Genomic DNA, 20087 nt, shown 5'->3' with positions numbered 1-20087 from the left:
ATACAAACGGAAGTTCTGGGTAGCAAAGTAGCACGAACCCGGATATTTTATACGTCCGGGCCGACCACGCTCAGGTGATGACAGAGGACATCGACGGCAATGCCGTCGCCGCCGACATCCGTGACTCGCTGAGCGAGGGCATCGAGACGCTCGAAGCCGAGGGCGTCACGCCCGGTCTCGCCACCGTGCTGATGAGCGACGACCCCGCCAGCGAGACCTACGTCTCCATGAAACAGCGGGACTGCGAGGAGGTCGGTATCAACGGCATCCACGTCGAGATCGACCCCGATGCGCCCGCCGAGGAACTCTACGATACCATCGACGACCTCAACGCCGACCCCGAGGTCCACGGCATCCTCGTCCAGATGCCGGTCCCGGACCACGTCGATGACCGGCAGGTCCTCCGCAGTATCGACCCCATCAAGGACGTCGACGGCTTCCACCCCGAGAACGTCGGCCGCCTCGTCGCGGGCAACGACCGCTATCGGCCCTGCACGCCCCACGGCGTCCAGAAACTGCTGGAGGCCTACGATATCGAAACAGAGGGCGCCGACGCGGTCATCGTCGGCCGCTCGAACATCGTCGGCAAGCCGCTGGCCAATCTCCTCCTCCAGAAGGCGCCGGACGGCAACGCGACGGTGACCGTCTGTCACTCCCGGACCGACGACCTCGAAGCCAAGTGCCGCAACGCCGACATCCTCGTCGCCGCTGCCGGCATGCCGGAGTTCATCGACGCCGAGATGGTCGGTGAGGGCGCGACGGTCATCGACGTCGGCATCAACCGCGTCGACGCCGACACCGAGAAGGGCTACGAACTGGTCGGCGACGTCGACTACGACAGCGCCAAGCAGCAGGCCGACTACATCACGCCGGTTCCCGGCGGCGTCGGCCCGATGACCCGCGCGATGCTCCTCTACAACACGGTTAAGGCGGCGGGGATTCAGGAGGATATCGACGTCGAACTCCCGTAGATGGCCGAATTGAGTCCCGAGACGCTGGCGGCCCGCTACGGCGACCACTACCGGAAAGCCGAGCGCATCGAGATTTCGGCCGAGCGGTTCGAGAAGGGCCTCGAACGCGACGACGACGGCGAGTGGGGCGCCGGCTGTCTCGTCGTCGACGACGGTCGTATCCTGCTGGTCCGCGAGGGCGACGACTGGCTGGTTCCCGGCGGACGCGTCGAAGCCGGCGAGTCGCCCGTCGATGCCGCACGCCGTGAGGTACTGGAGGAGACGGGTATCTCGGTCGACGTGACCGGTCTGGGCGCCATCGCCGAACAGACGTTCGCCGACGAGGCATCCGGCGACGCCTACGAGTTCTACTTCGCGACGTTCGTCGGCGAACCGACCGAGTCCGACCCGTCGTTCGACCCCGAACCCGGCATCGACGAGGTGGCGTGGCACGACGAGGTACCCGAGAACACCTTCGACCGGGAGCTGGTCGAACGGCTTTTCTGAAGAAGGTGTGCGTGGAGAACGGGTGTCGAAGTACTGGGTGTCGAACCAAACGAAGGAATCGATTCGGTCCCCGGTGGTGCTTTCGATTTCGAAGCCGACGGAACGCCCGATTCGTCGCTTCAGGACGTCTGAGGCACATCTATAGCAACCAACCCTTCCATTCTACTACTCCCGTTTCGAAGAGTCCTCTTCGTTCAGGACGGGGGACGCACTTTTTGCCAGTCCTCCCGTAGCGTGATACATGAGTTACACCGAAGCTAAAGAGATGGAGAAAGACGAGCGTGATGCACACCTCGGTGACGGCGGTACTGGCGTTATCTCCTTTTGTGAGTCAGGTAATGATCCGCCGCATTCAGTACCAGTTTCGTACGGGTACGATGCCACAGAAGCGACCTTCTATTTTCGGCTCGCTATCGATACCGATAGCGCGAAAGCCGCGATTGCAGATCACGATGTCACGTTCGTTGTCTACGGCCAGACGGACGGGGAGTGGTGGAGCGTCGTCGCCAAGGGCCAACTGGAGGAAACGATGGAAGAATCAATCGCTACTGAAACACTGCAGGGCTTCGAGCACGTTCATATTCCGATCGTCGATGTCTTTGGCCGTCCTCCGAAAGACGTACCGTTCGAGTTCTACCGCCTCGTGCCCGACGAACTCACCAGTCGAATCGAAGGAAGTACTGGGTCTGCGTAACGCAGAGTCCCCTCCAGATCGGTTTCCCAGAGACGGGGCAGGAAGCGGGTTCGGTACGTCGCATACGACGCACCGCCTCGGGCGGACGCGGGTATCCGTCTCGTCCACAACGGTGTGAATAGCTACGAGCCGCCTCGACGCTCTTCGAGGAGCGATTCGCGTTGATTCTCCTCGCGAAGGGGTGATTCTCAGAACTAGTCTACTCGCACGAGACCGGCTCGATCGAATTTCTCGAACCGTGACAGGTTTCGATGGTCGTGTTGATACTGCCGGCTGTACCTATCCGAAGTGACACCGTCCGAAAAGGTGTGTTTCTGCCCGGCCGTCTCCGACTATCGCGGAGCGATTTTCATGGACGTACAGCCGGCAGCATGAATACAGGGCGCGTATCTTGTACAAGAGGCTTTGCCAGAATTACGAGACGGGTCGGTCAGTACAGACCCGTTCCGAATACCTGCTGGACGGACACCTTTGATGAAATCCCCCCAAAGTATATACTGGGTGGGGACATTTTTTTAGCGTGTTCAGATTATGAAAAATCGGGGGGCTAAACCGACGTTCTCGACGGACTCGCTCACCGTCGAGATCGTTAATGTACTTGAGGAACTCGGTATCGAACATGAAACGTATACACTTCACGATTACGTTGATATCGACGCGCTCGAAGAGTTAGTCGCCTCCGGAAACGCCAACATTGAGGTCCGAATAACCATCGAAGGTATCCAACTCGAGATTACTCAACACGGCGTGCAAGCCCTCAATTGGCCGTCAAATGCCCGCAACTCATCTTTCCAGCAGTCGTCTCACGCCGAGTAACAGGATTACGTCGCAAGCGTATTCTCACAAACAGCGCATATCGGTCACCGCTTCGACGGGTAGAGTGACTCATTCGGTATACTGTCGGACGCGGGGATGTACGAGCGTAGAGCGGTCGGCTTACAACCCTGTCGGACATGACCTGAAAGATACAGCCCTCGAGTCGGGCGATTTTACATTGTTTCGTATGATTATTGTCTCACAAGTAATTATATACACTCCACTTCTGTGTTAGTGTATGTCCGACGGTGGGGACGGATTTGATAACGCACCTGACTCGGGGAGCGACGTGTCGGAGAGTCTCCTGCTGCGTCCTGGGATGGACCGAATACTCGATATTCTGCGTAAACGTAATCGTCGGCTGATTCTCCTGCTGTTGAAAGAGGGAACTGTCGAAACACACACCGACCTAATGATTCGGGGCGAGAACAAGACAAAAGAGGTGGGCATAGCCCTCCGTCATACCCATCTGCCGAAATTGGAGGATACAGGGTACATCGAATGGGATCGGGAGACAGGCGAGATCTCGAAGGGCCCACGTTTTGAGGAAATCGTGCCACTGCTTGAACTGATCGAGACTCATGCCGACGAACTACCTCCCGGCTGGCCCTAACTGGACCACCCTGTTGAACACCTCTATATCTCGCACTATGGTTCTAACATATTCTATGAAGATTGATCCGGTGCGTGCAAGATACAGGGCGCATCTCGGTCACTGATTTAGTGAGAAAAGTAAACAAATAAATCATTCGCACCGTATATATTGCGCTGAGGATAAAGGATTTAAACTTGGAAAGGGAGCGTGGTGCGTATATGCAGAATAGTAATCTGACTGTATATTGTGGGTGTGCACCGGTTGTGGAGACGGTGTACAGCGTGGAGAGTAATCAATCACCGGCAGAGGAAATCATCAATGCAGTGGCAACGGCAGCCGACGTTGACCCAATGGAACTCCCACCGTTGTATGAGTACGCCGACCCTGACGCCGTCAATAACCTGTTTCGTCATAAAGGTGCTGAACATGCTGAGGCACTACTCAGTTTCAAGATAGAATCATGGAATGTGTTTGTCCGTGCCGACGGGAAGATCTGCGTCTGTGATGCCACTCAGTCGACGAGTCCCGAACCGGTCTTCGGGTAGTCTACAACCCACCCGGAAAAACACCTCACAGCCAGGATATGTATTAGCGATATTCTATCGTTAGATGCGATCAGGATTGTGTACCTAAACACACCCATCGGACTCCCGCATACATCCTCTATATTCAGCAGGCCGTTCGTAGCAACTGCTGAGGGTTCCAACAGGGTCTCTTTTACCGGCCATCGCCGACTCGCAGGGCGATGGCCGGTACATCGGTACAGCGATCCGTATCAGGCGAGGCTATCGAGTCGACTCTCGGCCTGTGCGAGCGCGTTTTCGTCGTCTTCTGCGAGATAGCGGCCGATGTCACGAGTCGAGGCCACGAGCGTTTCGGCCTCCCGCGGCGGAACGTCCCCATCGAGCGCGCGGACGCGCTTGGTGTGGTCGGCGAGTCGTTCCATCACTCGCCGGACTGCGGGGTCCGGGTGCTCGTCCAGGTAGGTTCGGAGGTCCGAGCGGTACTCTTCGACGGCGTTGGCGTAGGCCAACCCCGAGAGGGCTCGGAGGGAATCCGGAACTTCCTCGGGGTCCGGCCGCTCGCCCTCGTCGGCCTTCAGCAGTTTCGTGAAGTACCACTCCTCGTCGTCGGTGGCGCTCGTCTTCCGGGCGAGTTCGCCGGCGACGTGGCGGAGTTCCATCGCGGCGAGGTACGTGTCGTCGAGCGGCTGGAGGGTGCCGGCGTCGATGAAGCCGTAGCCGGCGGTGTACGCCTTCGTGCGCTCGGTCGCCCGTTCGGCGAGTCGACGCACCGGGGCGTCGTCGATGTCGTTCCGGATCGGCGTGAGGTCGAGCGTCTTCGGGGCCGCAGTGTGGAGGGACCGGTCCTCGTCGACGCCGACGCTGTGGAGGCTGCCGCAGTTCGGGCAGGCCACCTCGCCGGTCTCGTAGTAGGACCACCGCGTCCCACACTCCTTGCACTCCCGCTGGCCGCGGACTTTCATGTCCTCGGCTTGGGCGGCCGCGGCAAAACACCCTTGGACTCCCGTCGATGGTCAGTCCTCGACGACGACGGCGTTGCTGTCGGCGTCGTAGGTCTCGACCAGCCCCCACGCGACGATGGCCGTCGCGGCGAAGCCGACGAGGCTCGCACCGGCGAAGGCCACCTCGTAGGTAAAAAGGGTGGCCCCGGCGCCGACGAGTGCGGGGCCGACGACGCCGCCGATACCCTTCGCCGTCTCGCGGATGCCCATCAGTTCGGACTCCCGCTCAACCGGCGCCACGTCGCTGATGAAGGCGAGGCCGCCGATGGTCATCGCCGAGAAGGACGCGCCCAGCACGACGAACGTGAGGACGCCGAAGGCGATCTGTGGAAGGCCGGAGGGAAGCAGCGTCAGGCCGGCGGCCATGACGGCGAAGACGGCGCTGCCACCCATGCCGACGACCACGAGCGGTTTGCGGCCGATGTGGTCGGCGACGACGCCGAGCCAGTACATGAAGACGACCTGCGAGCCGTGGTTGAACGCGAGGAGGATGCCCATCGCGACCTGCGTGACGCCGACGACGGCGACGAGGTACGGTGCCATGATGGCCATGATTCCGAGGACGGCGACGTTCCGGAGCGCGACGGCGACGTAGAGCCACAGCAGGCCGTTCCGCGTGAGGTGGCCGCGTTCGTCGGGGGCTGGAAAGAGCCGGCGGCGCGTTTCGGCGAGCAGTTCGGTCGCGGTCGGTTGGCGTTCAGGCGTCGGCGTCGGGTCGGAGACGAGCAACACCGCGACCGTCGAGACGAACGTGACCGCGGCGATGGCCCAGTATATGTCGACGGGGGTGACGTACTCCAGCAAGGCGCCGGCGACGACGTAGCCGACCGCGAACCCGCCGGAGCGTGCGCTGTTGAAGATGCCGATGGAGCGGCCCCGTCCCGTCGTGCCGCCGTGGTGGCTGACGATGGCCAGGGCGACGGGCGCGAAGCCGGCGAGGAATGCGGCGTAGATACCCCGAGCGCCGATAGCGACCGAAACGGTATCGACGACGAGCAGGGGGAGAACCGCGAGGACGCCGCCGATGCCGGTCACGACCAGCACGAGGCGCCGTCGGCCGGAGATATCCGCCAGCGCGCCCCAGAACGGCGAGAAGAACATCAGGCCCGCGTAGTAGGCGGTGCCGACCATGCCTGCCGCGAAGGCCGAGGCGCGTTCCTCGACGATGACCGCAAGCACCGTCCCCATAAGGATGGCCCCGGCGAAGCGTGCGAACGTGGCGACGCTCAAGGCCGCCCACTGCCGACGACTCGTCATTATCGAGTCGTCGCACTGGCTGTTGGTAAGGGCCGCGTTTCGCGCCGACCCGAAGCTTCGAGGGGCGACCGGCCGAGGTGTGGGTATGCAGTATCTCGTCGCCACCGACTCGGTCCATACCACGGCCGCCGCCTGCGATTACCTCGAAGACCGCCTCGAAAGCGATGACGACGTTGCGGTCGTCACGGTGCCGGACGCCGATACGCGGGACGCCGCCGACGCCCTCAACGTCGCGAACGCCCGACTGCTCGGCCACGCAGACGTCACGACTGAGCGGCTGGAATCCGACGGCGACCCTGCGAGTGCCATCCTCGCGGCCGCCGCCGAGCGCAACGCCGATACCATCGTCATCGGCCCACACGCGGGGACCGAAGGCGCTGGCCCGGCGATGGGCAGTACCGCTCGAGGCATCGTCGAGGGTGCCGACGTGCCCGTGGTCGTGGTGCCGCCCTCGCTGTGAGCCGCGGAGGTTGATATGACCGGCCGTCGAACGACCGATATGAACCTGCTCGTCCTTCGGGAAGGCGTTCATCGCCACGACGCCGAGGAGTACGCGGCCGCGCTCCGGGCACGGCTCGACGACCACACGGTGCGGTACGCCGAAACGCCGGCCGAGGAGCGACGGGCCATCGCCGACGCCGACGTGGTGACGGGACCGCGAATCGACGCCGACCTGCTCCAACGGGCGGACGAAATCGACCTGTTCGCGTGTGCGTACGCCGGCTACGGACATCTGCCGCTCGAGGCCCTCGCCGAGGCCGACGTCGAACTCACCAACGCCGCGGGCGTCCACGCCCCGAACGCGGCCGAACACGCCATCGGTGCGATGCTCACGCTCTCCCGAGGATTCCACGAGGCGAGTCGCGCCGAGACGTGGCAGCCCCACTCCCCCGGCGAACTAGCTGGGTCGACGGCCACCATCGTCGGCCTTGGTGCCATCGGGACCGCCATCGCCGAACGGCTCGACGCCTTCGACGTACACACCCTCGGCGTGCGCCGAAGACCCGAACAGGGCGGCCCGACCGACGAGGTGTTCGGCCAAGAGCAACTTCACGAGACACTGGCCCGAACCGACTCCCTCGTGTTGTGCTGTCCACTGACCGAGGAGACGCGTGGGCTCATCGGCGAGACGGAGTTCGGGACTCTCTCGTCCGATGCCGTCCTCGTCAATATCGCTCGCGGTGCCGTCGTCGATACCGACGCGCTCGTGCGGACGCTCCGACGTGGTCGGCTCGGCGGCGCGGCACTCGACGTCACCGACCCCGAACCGTTGCCGGACGACCACCCGCTGTGGGGCTTCGACGACGTGTTGATAACGCCGCATACGGCCGGCGCGACGCCCGCCTACTACGACCGACTGGCCGATATCGTCGCCGAGAACGTCCGGCGGCTTGCCGATGGGCGCCCGCTTCGGAACCGAGTCGAAATTGGGGAAAGCGATTAACCCCCGGTCGTCTAACTGCCGGTCGTGACCCAGTATCTCGTCGCGACGGCGTCCGAACGGACGACCGAGGCGGCCTGTGACTACCTCAGTGACAAACTCGAGGACGGCGACCGGGTCAACGTGCTGACCGTCGACGTGCCGGACGAATCGGACGACCGCGAGGCAGCCCTCGATCTCGCGCAGATTCGACTCGCGGACGTGACCGAGGTACGGACGTTCCGCCGTGACGGCGAGCCAGCGCGGGAGGTCGTCACCTTCGCCCGCGAGAACGACGTCGACGAGATAATCATGGGTCCGGCACGGGAGGGTGGGCTCTCTACTATCGGGTCGACGACGCGTGCAGTGCTGTCGCGAGTCGACGAACCTGTTTACGTCGTTCCGAGCGACCCCACCTAGTCGTCGAGCGGCTCGATGAGCTCGATGACGTGGCCGTCGGGGTCCTCGATGAAGGCGGTTCGGGCGCCGGCGGCGGGCTGGTCGGCGGGTTCCTTGACGACGCCGTGGTCGTCGATCTCCTCGAAGGCGGCGTCGACGTCGTCGACCTTGACGGCGAGGTGGTCCCAGAGGTCCCCCTCGTCGGCGGGCGTCTGTCCGTCGGTGTCCGATAACTGGAGTTCGACGCCGTCCTCGTCGGCGACGTAGCGGTTGACGGTTTCACCGTCGGGCGTCTCGAAGCCCCACGACTCCTCGAAGTCGAGGTTCTCGGTATACCAGTCGACGGCGCGGTCGGCGTCGGCAACGTTGAGGCAGGTATGGAGAATTGCCATATCGACGGGGCGTCGGCCGGACGCATAACCCCGACGGTATCCGCGGTTCGTGCCGCAGTTCAAACGAATAGCGACAGCACCAGCAACGTCGTCCCGAGAAACACCGCCAGCACGACGAGTTGCAACAGCGCGAATCGGGACGGCGGCTCCGGCAACTCCGCCGTCCGACTGTCGTGGCGGTGCTTCTCGACGGCGGCGACGAAGCCGACCGTCCCGAGCAGTACGGCGCCGCCCGCCGACCCGACGAGGGTGGTCGCCGCATCGCGTAGCGCGCCGTCGGCGAGCGGTGGCCCGACGCGAGCGGCCGCCGGCACGAAGCCGCCGGCCCAACTGGCGAGGATGCTGCCGTTCAGATACCCGGCGACGAACGATAGCACGAGGCCACCCAGCAGGCCGATCGCCACATAGCCGTAGAGCGTGGCCCCACCGAGGTCTCCGAGGAACTGCACGCGTGCGGCTTCCAGGCCCGCGACGAGGACGGCCAATCCGAACGCGATGCCGCAGAAGTAGCCCGTCAGGCGCCGCGACCGGCCGACGATGTGTTCGCGCATATCGGCGACTGTTCGCGGAACGGCATGGCGTTTTGGATAGCTGGCGGATGGCCTTTCAGCGTCCCGTCCCGTGCGTTGCTACTATACCCCTTCCTTTCGAGAACCGACCAATGAGAATCGGACGTAACCTCGGACTTTTCGTCGCCCTCTCGGCGCTGTGGGGGCTTTCCTTTCCCGCCATCTCGGCCGGTCTCGAAACGCTGCCGCCGCTGCTTTTCGCCGCGTTCCGATACGACGTCGGCGGTGTACTGCTGCTCGCGTTTCTCGTCGTCCGAAGCGTCGAGTGGCGGCCCGAAACCCGCGAGGACGGCATCGCCATCCTCGTCGCGGGCGCGTTTCTCATCGCCGGCAACAGCCTGCTTTTCGTCGGCCAACAGACCGTCCCGGGCGGCATCGCCTCCATCCTCTATGCGCTCATCCCCATCCTGACCACCGGCTTCGCGGCGGTCTTCCTCCCGGCCGAACCGCTGACCGGCCGCCGTATGGTCGGCGTCCTCATCGGTCTCGCAGGCGTCGGCGTCATCGCCCGGCCGGACCCCTCGAACCTGCTCGGCGCCGAGTTCATCGGCGTCGCGTTCGTCGTCGCCGCCGCCGTGAGCGTCGCCTTCGGGAGCGTCCTCCTCCGGACGCGAAGCCCCACCCTCGGTATCGCGCCGATGACCGCGTGGGCGATGGTTCTCGGTGGGCTCCTCCTCCATGCCGGCAGTCTCGCCGCTGGCGAACCGGTCGCCAGCGTCCGCTTCTCGCCGGTCAGTCTCGTCGCCATCCTCTATCTCGGGGTCCTCGCCAGCGCCGTGGCCTACGTCATCTACTTCACGCTGCTGGACCGGTTCGGCCCGCTGGAGATTAACCTCATCTCCTACGTCGTCCCCGTCTTCGCCACCATCGGCGGTATCCTCCTGCTGGATGAGGGCCTAACTGTCACGATGGTCGTCGGCTTCACGCTCATCGCCAGCGGGTTCTTCGTGCTGAAAGCCCGCGTTATCGCACGGGAGTTCGGCTATCCAGCGTGAAGTGGCTCTGCCTCAACGGGCACGCTTTTTTAAAAGAACAATACAAGATTCGCCAAGTCGCAAGCCCGCCGTGCAGAACGTTCGGTGTAGAACGTGGGCGTTCTAGTCCAGCACGACCAGCGGGTCGCCTTGGTCGACGGAGTCGCCTTCGGCGACGGCGACTTCCGCGACGGTGCCGCCGACCTCGGCGACGACGTCGTTTTCCATCTTCATGGCTTCGAGGACGCAGATGACGTCGCCGGATTCGACGGTGTCACCCTCGGCGACGTTGACCTCGAGGATGGTCCCCTGCATCTCGGCGCTGACGACCTCCCCTTCGGCGGTGACGGCAGGTGCGGAACCGCCGCCACCTCCCCCGCCTCCGCCACCACCGCCACTGCCGCCGCCCGAGGGACCGGGCGCGGAGGGGCGTTCGGCAGCGAACTCGGCGCGTTCTTCGAGTTCGACCTCGAAGCGCTTGCCGTTGACCTCGACGGTGAACTCCCGTTCGACGACGTCTTCCTCGCTGGACGGTTCGACGTCGCCGGTGCCCCACTTTGCCTGGGCCTCTTCGAGGCGGTCCTGTTCGAGTTCGTGGTCGAGGTATTTCGTGGTGTGGGTGCCGGCGGTGAACTCGTCGTCCCGGAGCATCAACCGGTGGAAGGGGATGATGGTCGGGATGCCCTCGATGTCGTATTCGGCCAGCGCGCGGTCCGAGCGGGCGAGACACTCCTCGCGGTCCGACCCGTGGACGATGAGTTTGGCGATCATCGAGTCGTAGTCGGTGACGAGGTCGTCGCCCTGCCGGAGCGCGTCGTCGAGGCGGACGCCGATGCCGCCCGGCGGGTCGTAGGTCTCGAGTTTGCCGCCCTTCGCGGGCGCGAAGTCGTCGGAGGCGGTCTCGGCGTTGATACGGAATTCGACGGCGTGGCCGTCGAGTTCGACGTCGTCCTGCGAGAAGTCGAGTTCCTCGCCGTCAGCGACACGGAGTTGCCATTTGACGATGTCGATGCCCGTCAGCTCCTCGGTGACGGTGTGTTCGACCTGAATCCGCGTGTTGACTTCGAGGAAGTAGAAGTTCGCGTCGGGGCCGAGCAGTTCGCCGTCTTCGCGGTCTTCCTCTTCGACGAGGAACTCGAAGGTGCCGGCGTTGTAGTAGTCGGCGGCGTCGGCGCCGCGGCGGGCGGCCTCGCCGATCTCTTCGCGGAGTTCATCGGAGAGGGCCGGCGAGGGGCCTTCCTCGATGACCTTCTGGTGGCGGCGCTGCAGCGAGCAGTCACGCTCACCGAGGTGTCGGACGTTGCCGTGTTCGTCGGCGAGGATCTGGACCTCGATGTGGCGGGGGCTCTCCAGATAGCGTTCGAGATAGACCGAATCGTTGTCGAAGTAGGCTTCGCCCTCGCGTTTGGCGGTTTCGAGTTGTTCTTCGGCTTCCTCGGGGTCGCGGACGATCTTCATGCCGCGGCCGCCGCCGCCGCCTTCGGCCTTGATGGCGATGGGGTAGCCGTATTCGTCGCCGAACTCGTGGACCTCGTCGACGGTGGTGACGGGGTCGGTGGTCCCGGGGACGATGGGTACGTCGGCCTCGTTCATGATCTTGCGGGCCTTGGTCTTCTCGCCGGCCTGTTCCATCGATTCGGCCGAGGGGCCGACCCACGTTATCTCGTCGTGGGCCTCGACCTTCCCGGCGAATTTGGCGTTCTCAGCGAGGAAGCCGTAGCCGGGGTGAATAGCGTCGGCGCCGGCTTTCTCCGCGGCCTCGATGACCGCGTCGTGGTCGAGATACGAGTCGGCTGCGCGGGCTGGCCCGATGTTGTACGCCTCGTCGGCGTACCGAACGTGGCCGCCGTGCTTGTCGGCATCGCTGTACACAGCGACGGTGTCCACACCGAGGTCATCGCACGCGCGCATGACGCGCACAGCGATCTCACCTCGATTGGCAACGAGTACCTTGTCGAACATGCTGTGCGGAGAAAATCACGGCGCATACGTCATTCTATCGATTTTCACAATTGACAACTCCGGGAGAGTTCCACAATACAGGCCGTATACTGTTCGGATAAAACAGGTTGACGGACGTCGGAGGCGGCTCAGTAGCGGTCGGTTCGGCCGGCCGCGCTCCAGGCGTCCCGGGGAGCGTCGGTCGGCACGCGGACCATGCGGTTCTGCAGGGAGTTGACGCGGCCGGTGAAGCGCCACCGGTTGCCGGCCCATTCGGGTTCCACGTCCTCCTCGTCGGCCGCCTCCTCCTGTGCGCGCATGTGGGCGCGGACGACGGCGGCGATGGCAGCGGCCTCCTCGTCGTCGGCGTTGTCCGGGATGTCGAGCCGCATCGTTACAGCGGGATGTTGCCGTGTTTGCGGTCCGGCTGGTCCTTGCGCTTGGATTCGAGCATCTCGAGGTCGTTGATGAGTCGCGGCCGCGTCTCCTGGGGTTCCAGCACGTCGTCGACGAAGCCGCGCTCTGCGGCCGTATACGGGTTCGCGAAGGCGTCGCGGTACTCGTCGATGAGTTGCTGGCGACGCTCTTCGACGTTGTCGGCGGCTTCGAGTTCGTCGTCGTAGAGGATGTTGACCGCACCGCGCGGACCCATGACCGCGATCTCGGCGGTCGGCCACGCGTAGTTGACGTCGGCTTCCAGGTGCTTCGAGGCCATGACGTCGTAGGCGCCGCCGTAGGCCTTCCGGGTGATAACGGTGAGGAGCGGAACGGTCGCTTCCGAGTAGGCGTACAGCAACTTGGCGCCGTGTTTGATGATGCCGTTGTGTTCCTGGTCGGTGCCCGGCATGAAGCCGGGGACGTCGACGAAGGTGACGATGGGGATGTTGAAGGCGTCACAGAAGCGGACGAACCGCGAGCCCTTCAGCGAGGAGTCGATGTCCAGGGTGCCGGCGTTGACGCGGGGCTGGTTGGCGACGACGCCGACCGACCGGCCGTCGAGTCGACCGAACCCGGTCACGAGGTTGCGGGCGTAGCCCTCGGCGACCTCGAAGAACGAGTCCTCGTCGACGACGCGGTCGATGACGTCGACGATGTCGTAGGGTTTCTGTGGTTCGGGGGGGACGATGTCCTGCAGTTCCTCGTCGCGGCGTTCGGGGTCGTCCCAGGGTTCGACCCGGGGCGGGTCCTCGACGTTGTTGGAGGGCAGGTAGGACAGCAGGCGACGAATATCGTCGAGGGCGGTTTCCTCGTCGATTTCGCCGAAGTGTGCGACGCCGGTGTCGCTGGTGTGGGTCGAGGCCCCGCCGAGTTCCTCGAAGCCGACCTCCTCGCCGGTGACCGTCTCGATGACGTCCGGGCCGGTGATGAACATGTGGCTGGTGTCCTGGACCATGAAGATGAAGTCCGTGATGGCCGGCGAGTAGACCGCGCCGCCGGCACACGGGCCCATGATGGCCGAGATCTGCGGGACGACACCCGAGGCCTTCTGGTTGCGGTGGAAGATATCAGCGTAGCCGGCCAGCGAGTCGATGCCCTCCTGAATGCGGGCGCCCGCGGAATCGTTCAGGCCGATGATGGGCGCGCCCGTCTCGATGGCGCGGTCCATGACCTTGCAGACCTTCTCCGCGAAGGCTTCGCCGAGGGACCCACCGAAGACGGTGAAGTCGTGGGCGAAGACGAAGACCTGTCGGCCGTCGACTTCGCCGTAGCCGGTGACGACGCCGTCGCCGTAGGGCTGGTCTTCGTCCATGTCGAAGTTCGTCGACCGGTGTGTTTTCAGCTGGTCGAACTCCTGGAAGGTGCCGTCATCGAGGAAGTACTCGATGCGCTCGCGGGCGGTCATCTTGCCCTTGTCGTGTTGGGCTTGGATCCGCTCCTCGCCGCCACCTTTCTCGGCCTCACGCTTCTTCTCGCGTAACTCCTCTATCTTGTCATCCATCGTCATAGTGGCCGCCTTGCACGGGGAACGGACAGCAACGAAAAAGGCGTTCCGTTATCGGATAGATGAGGGATTTCCCCCAAACCCGCCTACAGCGGCGCGCCGGTCAGTTCGAAGACGCTCAGCGCCAGCGTGCCGAGGACGGCCACGAACACGAATGTCCGAACCGACCACAGCCAGACCGGCCCGAGGGAGGCGAGGCCATCCGAGCCCTGTTGAATCTCGGTGACTGCGTCGTCGGCGAGCACCCAGCCCACGAAGACGACTACCAGCAGGACCGTCGACGGGACGAGCAGGTTCACGCCGACGTTGTCGAACCACGTCAGCCACGCGGTATCTATCGCCGACGGCACCCCGAGCAGGAAGATGACGCTCCCGAGCAAGAGCGTCGTCCGCTTGCGTTCCATGCCGTAGGTGTCGACCAGATGCGAGACGACGACTTCGAGCAGCGAGATGGCCGAAGAAAGCGCTGCGATGGCCACGATGAAGAAGAAGACGAACCCGACGATAGCGCCGAGGGGGACCTCCGAGAGCGCGGTCGGCACCGACACGAAGACGGCGCCCGCACCGGCTGACCCGTAGTCGCCGCCCTGTACGGCCAAAAGCGGGAAGACCACGAGGCCGGCAGTGATACCGACGAAGGTGTTCGTCACCGCGATGGCGCCGCTGTCGACGAACATGTCTTCGTCGTCGCCGATATACGAGGCGTAGGTGATCATCACAGAGAACCCGACGGACAGCGAGAACAGCGCCTGTCCGACCGCGGCCGGGACGACCGTCTGATAGTTCTCGGCGATGACGGCGAAGTCGGGCTGGAGGAAGTACTCGTAGCCGGCACCGGAGCCGGGAATCGTGAACGCGTAGACGGCAAGGCCGATGAGCAGCACGACGATGCTCGGGACCATCACGCGCGTGGCCCGTTCGATGCCGCCCCGGATTCCGAACGCGACGATGCCGATCGTCACGGCCATGAACAGTGCGTGGAAGGCGATGGCCTCGGGGCCGGCGGAGACGGCACCGAAGTACTCGCCGGGCGCCGAGAGGTACGCGCCCGTCACGCTCCCGATGATGTATCGGAACACCCAGCCACCGACGACGCTGTAGTACGACAGCGTCCAGAAGCCCGCGATGACGCCCAGCGCGCCCACAGCGCGCCAGCCGGGGAACCTGAGCTCGTCGAAGGCGTCGATGGCACTCAGCCCCGCCCGACGTCCGATGACGAACTCCGCGAGTATCGCCGGGAGGCCGATGATCAGTACGGCGATCAGGTAGACGACGAGAAACGCCGCCCCGCCGAACTCGGCCGTCTGGTAGGGGAACCGCCAGATGTTCCCCAATCCGACGGCCGAGCCGACCGAAGCGAGTATGAACCCGAGCCGCGTCGCCCACGTCTCTCTGTCTGACATTCGTATCGGAGAGCAACATCGGATAGTGATAATTGGCACTATTTGACGGCGCTGTGGCAAGGGTTCGAGATGACCCCGATACTACACTTCCACCGCGTGGCGACCCTTTTTATAGTATGATCGGGCGGCATACGACAGGCACTTATTCACCAACCCGTCAGAGAGAGATATGCGACTCATCGCCCACCGTGGTTTCGCGGGGGCGTTCCCGGAGAACACCCGCCAGGCGGTCGAGGGGGCGACCGAGTACGCCGACGAGATCGAGATAGACGTTCGGCGGTGCGGAAGCGGCGAACTCGTCGTGATTCACGACGCGACCGTCGACCGCGTGACCGACGGCTCCGGCGCCGTGGCCGACCACACCGTCGACGAACTCCGTGCGCTTGACGTCCTCGGAACGGGGGAGGGCGTCCCGACCCTCCCTGAGATTCTGCGCGCTATCCCGAACTATATCGGCGTCAACGTCGAACTCAAGGAACCGGGACTCGCGGTCGACGCATTGACGCGAATGAGCTCACTCCACCCCCAGACGCTCGTCTCGTCGTTCCTGCCTGACGAACTCGCCGACTGTCGAACCGCGGCCCCCGACGTGCCTCGGGCGCTCATCACCGAGGAGGACGACGCCGTCCGGACCGCGCGCGAACTCGACTGCGAGTACGTCCACCCCTCCATCGACGCCTGCACCGAGCGACTGGTCGGCGCGGCCCACCGACAGGGGTTGAGCGTCAACGCGTGGACGGTTCGTACCCGCACGGAAGCCGAGGACCTCGCCGAACTCGGCGTCGACGGCATCATCGCCGACCACTGGGACCTCAGACCGAACGACGCCCCATAGCGCCGTTCCGTCGTTTTTGCGGTCGGCTATCCTGTGAGCGAGCCCGTCACGTGCGCCGTGTTATCACGGCTACGGCAGTATATGACACGTTTTAAGCGCATGCCGAACGCCAACTCAGGTGGATGAAGCTACACGAGTATCAAGCGAAGGGAGTCTTCGCCGATGCCGGAATTCCGGTTCCGGATTCCACGCTCGCATCGACCGTCGACGAGGCGGTCGAGGCGGCCGAGGAGATCGGCTATCCCGTCGCGATCAAGGCGCAGGTACAGGTGGGCGGCCGCGGGAAAGCGGGCGGTATCAAACTCGTCGACGACGCCGACGAGGCCCGTGAGGCTGCCGACGACATCCTCGGGATGGACCTCAAGGGACTGCACGTCGACCGCGTGCTCGTCGAGGCCGCCGTCGACTTCACGAACGAACTCTACGTCGGCGTGACGATGGACCGGACCGTCGGCAAGCCCGTCGCGATGGTCTCGACCCGCGGCGGCGTCAACATCGAGGAGGTCGCCGAGGAGGACCCGGACGCCATCGTCCGCGAACACATCGACCCCGCCTTCGGCATGCACCCCTTCCAGGCCCGGAAGGCCGTCTACGACGCCGGCGTCGACCGCGAGGTCGCCAACGACGTCGCCTCCATCCTGACCCAGCTCTACGACCTCTGGGAGGACAAGGACGCGACCGAGATCGAGGTCAACCCGCTGATGGTCACCGCCGACGACGAGGTCATCGCCGCCGACGCGGTGATGAACATCGACGAGGACGCGCTCTTCCGGCACCCCGATCTCGCTGAGATGGAGGAGGAAGCCGCGGAGGACGAACTCGAGGCCAAGGCAAACGAGTACGGCTTCGACTACGTCCGCCTCTCGGGTAACACCGGCATCATCGGCAACGGCGCGGGTCTCGTCATGACGACCCTGGACCTCGTCGACTACTACGGCGGCGAACCCGCCAACTTCCTCGACATCGGCGGCGGCGCCAAGGCCGAACGCGTCACCAACGCGCTCGATATGGTCTTCTCCGACGAGAACGTCGACGCTGTCGTCTTCAACATCTTCGGCGGCATCACCCGCGGCGACGAGGTCGCCCGCGGTATCAACGAAGCCCTCGAAAGCTTCGACGAGATCCCGAAGAAGGTCGTCGTCCGCCTCGCCGGCACCAACGCCGAGGAAGGCATGGAGATCCTGAACACCGACCTCGTGACCGTCGAAAAGACGCTGGAAGACGCCGTCCAGCGTGCGGTCGAATACGCCGATGAGGAGGCGAACTAACATGAGTATCCTAGTCGACAACGACACGCGCGTCGTGGTACAGGGCATCACCGGCGGTGAAGGGAAGTTCCACACCGGCCAGATGATGGAGTACGGAACCAACGTCGTCGCCGGCGCGGTTCCCGGTCGCGGCGGCCAGTCGGTGGAAGGCGTTCCCGTCTACGACACCGTCCACGAGGCCGCACGCGAGGAAGACGCTGACGCGTCCGTCGTCTTCGTCCCCCCGGCCTTCGCCGCGGACGCCCTCTTCGAGGCGCTCGACTCTCCCGTCGACCTCGTCGTCGCCATCACCGAGGGCATCCCCCAGCAGGACATGTCGAAGGTCTACCGCAAACTCAAGGAGACCGACACCCACCTCATCGGGCCGAACTGCCCCGGCGTCATCACCCCCGGTGAAGCCAAACTCGGCATCCTGCCGGGCAACATCTTCGAGTCCGGTAACGTCGGCCTCGTCTCCCGCTCGGGGACGCTGACCTACCAGGTCGTCGACACCCTCACCAGCCGCGGTATCGGTCAGACCACCGCCGTCGGCATCGGTGGCGACCCCATCATCGGCACCGACTTCGTCGACGCCCTCGACATGTTCGAGCAGGACCCCGACACCGAGGCCGTCGTCATGTGCGGCGAGATCGGTGGCGAGGACGAAGAGGAAGCCGCCGAGTTCATCGGCGCCAACATGGACACGCCCGTCGCCGGCTTCATCGCCGGCCGCACCGCGCCGCCGGGCAAGCGCATGGGCCACGCCGGCGCCATCGTCTCCGGGTCCGGCACCGGCACCGCCCAGTCCAAGATCGACGCCCTCAACGACGCGGGCGTCCCCGTCGGTGACACCCCGAACGAAGTCGTCGACCACATCGAGGACTACCTGTAAGCCACGTTTTGCACGGGCCGGCTTCGCCGTCTGACGCAGGCCGCCGGCCCGCTCACGGCTTACTTCGTTCGCTTGCGGATGCACTTTTCAACGACTCGCCTGTAGCCGGTATCGACCGAATGAGATTCGTCTGTCAAGTTCGAATATCCGAACCGCTGGCTAGCGAGTAGCCGAACACGCCCCAACGTGGGGTGCGGTGAGAAGCCGTCAGTCGTCCGACGGTGACTTTATTTGCGTTATCGTGACGATGTAGTTGGCGCCGCAGTCACAATGAACTCTGTCGTCGGTAGTATCGAATACGACCAGTGAACCGCATGTACAGGTAATCGTTCCTTCTTCGATCATAGATTCCTCCCCAACAAGCGGGAAGCGGGTGCATCCCCACCACTTTCCGATCCCCGGCTTGCTGTTGCGGCTACTAATTACACGAGCAAAAATCTTCGGATATAATTGGTCGGTCGGGTTGAACGAACTCTTTCATAAATCATCATACTCGGGGCTGGCTCGGGTATTCGGAGGATATTATGTCACACCTCGGCCCGAGAAAGGAGGATGAACAGCAGGAACACGCCGAGGGGGACCGCGACGAGACCGATCGTACCCAAGACGAGCAATGCGGTTATACGGTCGCCGCCGAACTGCAACCCCAGCGAGAGCTGTTTGGGGAGCATCGGTGCCGCGAGCGTAACGCCGAACGCGATGCCGACGAGAACGGCCACGCCGGTCCCGACGGGGTCACGGATGTAACTGCTCACAGGTCCCGTTGATGTCGATGTGATAAGAAGCTATCCGAGGAGCACGGTGGCCACCAGCAATACGGCCGCCGACCACAGCACGGCGATGGAGCCGAGGAGCGCGAACAGCAGGCCGACCGCGTTACTCTGCCGATTCACCCAGCCACAGGCGCCGACGAAGGCCATGCCGACGAAGACGTGGCCGGGCAACAGGGCCCACAGGTAGGGGTCGACGCCGACCATCCCCGCCAGCCGGTCGAGCGCCATCGTCACCATCCCGGTTTGGGTCCCGCCCAACTGTTCGACGACGACCGCCGAGGTGACGCCATCGAGGGTGATGGCCCCGAGCGTATAGAGGCCGGCCAATCGGAGTTCGGTAAGGGCATCGGTGTACACCAATCCGAGGACGAAGTAGCCGATGGCCGCGAGCAATGCGGCGGCGACGGGTGCGATGACGAACCAGACGAGGCGTAGCGCCGAGAGGTCGGCCTGAAAAAGGACCGCTCCGCCGAGGATGATGCCGGCCGTACTGCCCGTCGCGGCCAGATAGCGATCCCGATAGGTGAGTCCGCGAAGGTCCGCCAGATGGATGCTCCCGGCCCAACTTCCGGTTGCGAGTGCGGCGACGGCGGCGATGATGGTCCGAGACGATATCTCGACCGCGAGCGCGTCGTAGGCGCCCATGCGCGCGGCGACGACGGCGAGCGCGGCGGTGACAGTCCACGGCCCGGCGGCGAGGACGGTCCAGCGGGTCGGGACCGCCAACCGGGCTACGACCCCACCCATGAGGGCGGCGGCCAGCATGGCTGCCGCCTCGACCGGAGTGACCATACCTGTCGTGATACGGCCGCCGAGAAAGCGTTTGCGGCCGACGGCGCTTGAATATCGTGTCGATGCGAGAGATTATACCGGACACAGACTCGCCCGATGGGACGATTCGGTAAACTACCCCACCCTACTCCCTCGGCGCTCCGCGCCTCGGTCCTTGAGGGTGG

The 20087-nt window shown here is 64.2% G+C and carries 23 protein-coding genes; 13 read left to right on the top strand and 10 right to left on the bottom strand.

Annotation, left to right across the window (positions count from 1 at the left end; genetic code table 11):
* Window positions 1-77 precede the first annotated feature (77 nt).
* The 6 genes from folD to V5A53_RS01235 all read left to right on the top strand — a co-directional run bounded on the left by folD (window position 78) and on the right by V5A53_RS01235 (window position 4107).
* Complete coding sequence (gene folD / locus V5A53_RS01260; protein WP_332311744.1) at window positions 78-971, top strand: bifunctional methylenetetrahydrofolate dehydrogenase/methenyltetrahydrofolate cyclohydrolase FolD; 894 nt, start codon at window positions 78-80, stop codon at window positions 969-971.
* Window positions 972-1457 (top strand): NUDIX hydrolase, encoded by a 486-nt coding sequence (locus tag V5A53_RS01255; protein WP_332311743.1) that lies wholly within the window; start codon window positions 972-974, stop codon window positions 1455-1457.
* Window positions 1458-1698: 241 nt separating this feature from the next.
* The gene (locus V5A53_RS01250) at window positions 1699-2151 is read left to right on the top strand and encodes a pyridoxamine 5'-phosphate oxidase family protein (protein ID WP_332311742.1); all 453 of its coding nucleotides are present in this window, start codon (window positions 1699-1701) and stop codon (window positions 2149-2151) included.
* A gap of 531 nt (window positions 2152-2682) precedes the next feature.
* A complete protein-coding gene (locus V5A53_RS01245) occupies window positions 2683-2967 on the top strand; it encodes a HalOD1 output domain-containing protein (protein WP_332311741.1) in 285 nt (94 codons plus the stop codon).
* 238 nt (window positions 2968-3205) lie between these two features.
* Window positions 3206-3580 carry a DUF7344 domain-containing protein gene (locus V5A53_RS01240; RefSeq protein WP_332311740.1) on the top strand — a complete coding sequence of 125 codons (375 nt, stop codon included), beginning with the start codon at window positions 3206-3208 and terminating at the stop codon, window positions 3578-3580.
* Window positions 3581-3780: 200 nt separating this feature from the next.
* Window positions 3781-4107, top strand: coding sequence for a HalOD1 output domain-containing protein (locus V5A53_RS01235; RefSeq protein WP_332311739.1), 327 nt, complete (start codon window positions 3781-3783; stop codon window positions 4105-4107).
* A 230-nt stretch (window positions 4108-4337) separates the two neighbouring features.
* On the opposite strand, the gene V5A53_RS01230 is transcribed toward V5A53_RS01235, so the two are convergent.
* A complete protein-coding gene (locus V5A53_RS01230) occupies window positions 4338-5048 on the bottom strand; it encodes a DUF7117 family protein (protein ID WP_332311738.1) in 711 nt (236 codons plus the stop codon).
* Between the two features lie 51 nt (window positions 5049-5099).
* Window positions 5100-6344, bottom strand: a complete 1245-nt coding sequence (locus V5A53_RS01225; RefSeq protein ID WP_332311737.1) for an MFS transporter — start codon at window positions 6342-6344, stop codon at window positions 5100-5102.
* An 85-nt stretch (window positions 6345-6429) separates the two neighbouring features.
* On the opposite strand from V5A53_RS01225, the gene V5A53_RS01220 reads away from it, so the two are divergent.
* Genes V5A53_RS01220 through V5A53_RS01210 form a run of 3 tightly spaced genes read left to right on the top strand, consistent with a single transcriptional unit; the run spans window position 6430 to window position 8184 of the window.
* The gene (locus V5A53_RS01220; protein WP_332311736.1) at window positions 6430-6804 is read left to right on the top strand and encodes a universal stress protein; all 375 of its coding nucleotides are present in this window, start codon (window positions 6430-6432) and stop codon (window positions 6802-6804) included.
* Between the two features lie 39 nt (window positions 6805-6843).
* Window positions 6844-7788, top strand: a complete 945-nt coding sequence (locus V5A53_RS01215) for a D-2-hydroxyacid dehydrogenase (RefSeq protein ID WP_332311735.1) — start codon at window positions 6844-6846, stop codon at window positions 7786-7788.
* Window positions 7789-7812: 24 nt separating this feature from the next.
* Window positions 7813-8184: a universal stress protein gene (locus V5A53_RS01210; RefSeq protein ID WP_332311734.1), complete on the top strand. Its 372-nt coding sequence runs from the start codon at window positions 7813-7815 to the stop codon at window positions 8182-8184.
* Here V5A53_RS01210 and V5A53_RS01205 read toward each other — a convergent pair.
* On the bottom strand, window positions 8181-8555 hold the full coding sequence (locus V5A53_RS01205) for a VOC family protein (RefSeq protein WP_332311733.1): 375 nt from the start codon (window positions 8553-8555) through the stop codon (window positions 8181-8183). The genes V5A53_RS01210 and V5A53_RS01205 overlap by 4 nt on opposite strands.
* Before the next feature lie 59 nt (window positions 8556-8614).
* Window positions 8615-9106: a hypothetical protein gene (locus V5A53_RS01200; protein WP_332311732.1), complete on the bottom strand. Its 492-nt coding sequence runs from the start codon at window positions 9104-9106 to the stop codon at window positions 8615-8617.
* Window positions 9107-9216: 110 nt separating this feature from the next.
* On the opposite strand from V5A53_RS01200, the gene V5A53_RS01195 reads away from it, so the two are divergent.
* Window positions 9217-10119 carry a DMT family transporter gene (locus V5A53_RS01195; protein WP_332311731.1) on the top strand — a complete coding sequence of 301 codons (903 nt, stop codon included), beginning with the start codon at window positions 9217-9219 and terminating at the stop codon, window positions 10117-10119.
* A gap of 102 nt (window positions 10120-10221) precedes the next feature.
* On the opposite strand, the gene V5A53_RS01190 is transcribed toward V5A53_RS01195, so the two are convergent.
* From V5A53_RS01190 to V5A53_RS01175, 4 genes are all read right to left on the bottom strand, one after another.
* Complete coding sequence (locus V5A53_RS01190; RefSeq protein WP_332311730.1) at window positions 10222-12060, bottom strand: acetyl-CoA carboxylase biotin carboxylase subunit; 1839 nt, start codon at window positions 12058-12060, stop codon at window positions 10222-10224.
* Window positions 12061-12188: 128 nt separating this feature from the next.
* A complete protein-coding gene (locus V5A53_RS01185) occupies window positions 12189-12431 on the bottom strand; it encodes an acc operon protein (protein ID WP_332311729.1) in 243 nt (80 codons plus the stop codon).
* A gap of 2 nt (window positions 12432-12433) precedes the next feature.
* Window positions 12434-13984 carry an acyl-CoA carboxylase subunit beta gene (locus tag V5A53_RS01180; protein WP_332311728.1) on the bottom strand — a complete coding sequence of 517 codons (1551 nt, stop codon included), beginning with the start codon at window positions 13982-13984 and terminating at the stop codon, window positions 12434-12436.
* A gap of 83 nt (window positions 13985-14067) precedes the next feature.
* Window positions 14068-15384 (bottom strand): sodium-dependent transporter, encoded by a 1317-nt coding sequence (locus tag V5A53_RS01175; protein ID WP_332311727.1) that lies wholly within the window; start codon window positions 15382-15384, stop codon window positions 14068-14070.
* A gap of 169 nt (window positions 15385-15553) precedes the next feature.
* On the opposite strand from V5A53_RS01175, the gene V5A53_RS01170 reads away from it, so the two are divergent.
* From V5A53_RS01170 to sucD, 3 genes are all read left to right on the top strand, one after another.
* The gene (locus V5A53_RS01170; RefSeq protein ID WP_332311726.1) at window positions 15554-16219 is read left to right on the top strand and encodes a glycerophosphodiester phosphodiesterase; all 666 of its coding nucleotides are present in this window, start codon (window positions 15554-15556) and stop codon (window positions 16217-16219) included.
* Window positions 16220-16341: 122 nt separating this feature from the next.
* Entirely contained in the window at window positions 16342-17487 is a 1146-nt protein-coding gene (gene sucC, locus V5A53_RS01165; protein ID WP_332311725.1) for an ADP-forming succinate--CoA ligase subunit beta, read from the top strand.
* A 1-nt stretch (window position 17488) separates the two neighbouring features.
* Window positions 17489-18358, top strand: a complete 870-nt coding sequence (gene sucD, locus V5A53_RS01160) for a succinate--CoA ligase subunit alpha (RefSeq protein WP_332311724.1) — start codon at window positions 17489-17491, stop codon at window positions 18356-18358.
* 527 nt (window positions 18359-18885) lie between these two features.
* Here the strand turns inward: sucD and V5A53_RS01155 are convergent.
* Window positions 18886-19113, bottom strand: coding sequence for a hypothetical protein (locus V5A53_RS01155; protein ID WP_332311723.1), 228 nt, complete (start codon window positions 19111-19113; stop codon window positions 18886-18888).
* Window positions 19114-19143: 30 nt separating this feature from the next.
* Window positions 19144-19923, bottom strand: a complete 780-nt coding sequence (locus V5A53_RS01150; RefSeq protein WP_332311722.1) for a hypothetical protein — start codon at window positions 19921-19923, stop codon at window positions 19144-19146.
* Window positions 19924-20087: the final 164 nt, after the last annotated feature.

Source organism: Natronomonas sp. (assembly GCF_036625485.1).
Taxonomy (GTDB): Archaea; Halobacteriota; Halobacteria; order Halobacteriales; family Haloarculaceae; genus Natronomonas.
The sequence above is the reverse complement of the archived record's forward strand: the minus strand, read 5'-3'. Positions and strand labels throughout refer to the sequence as shown.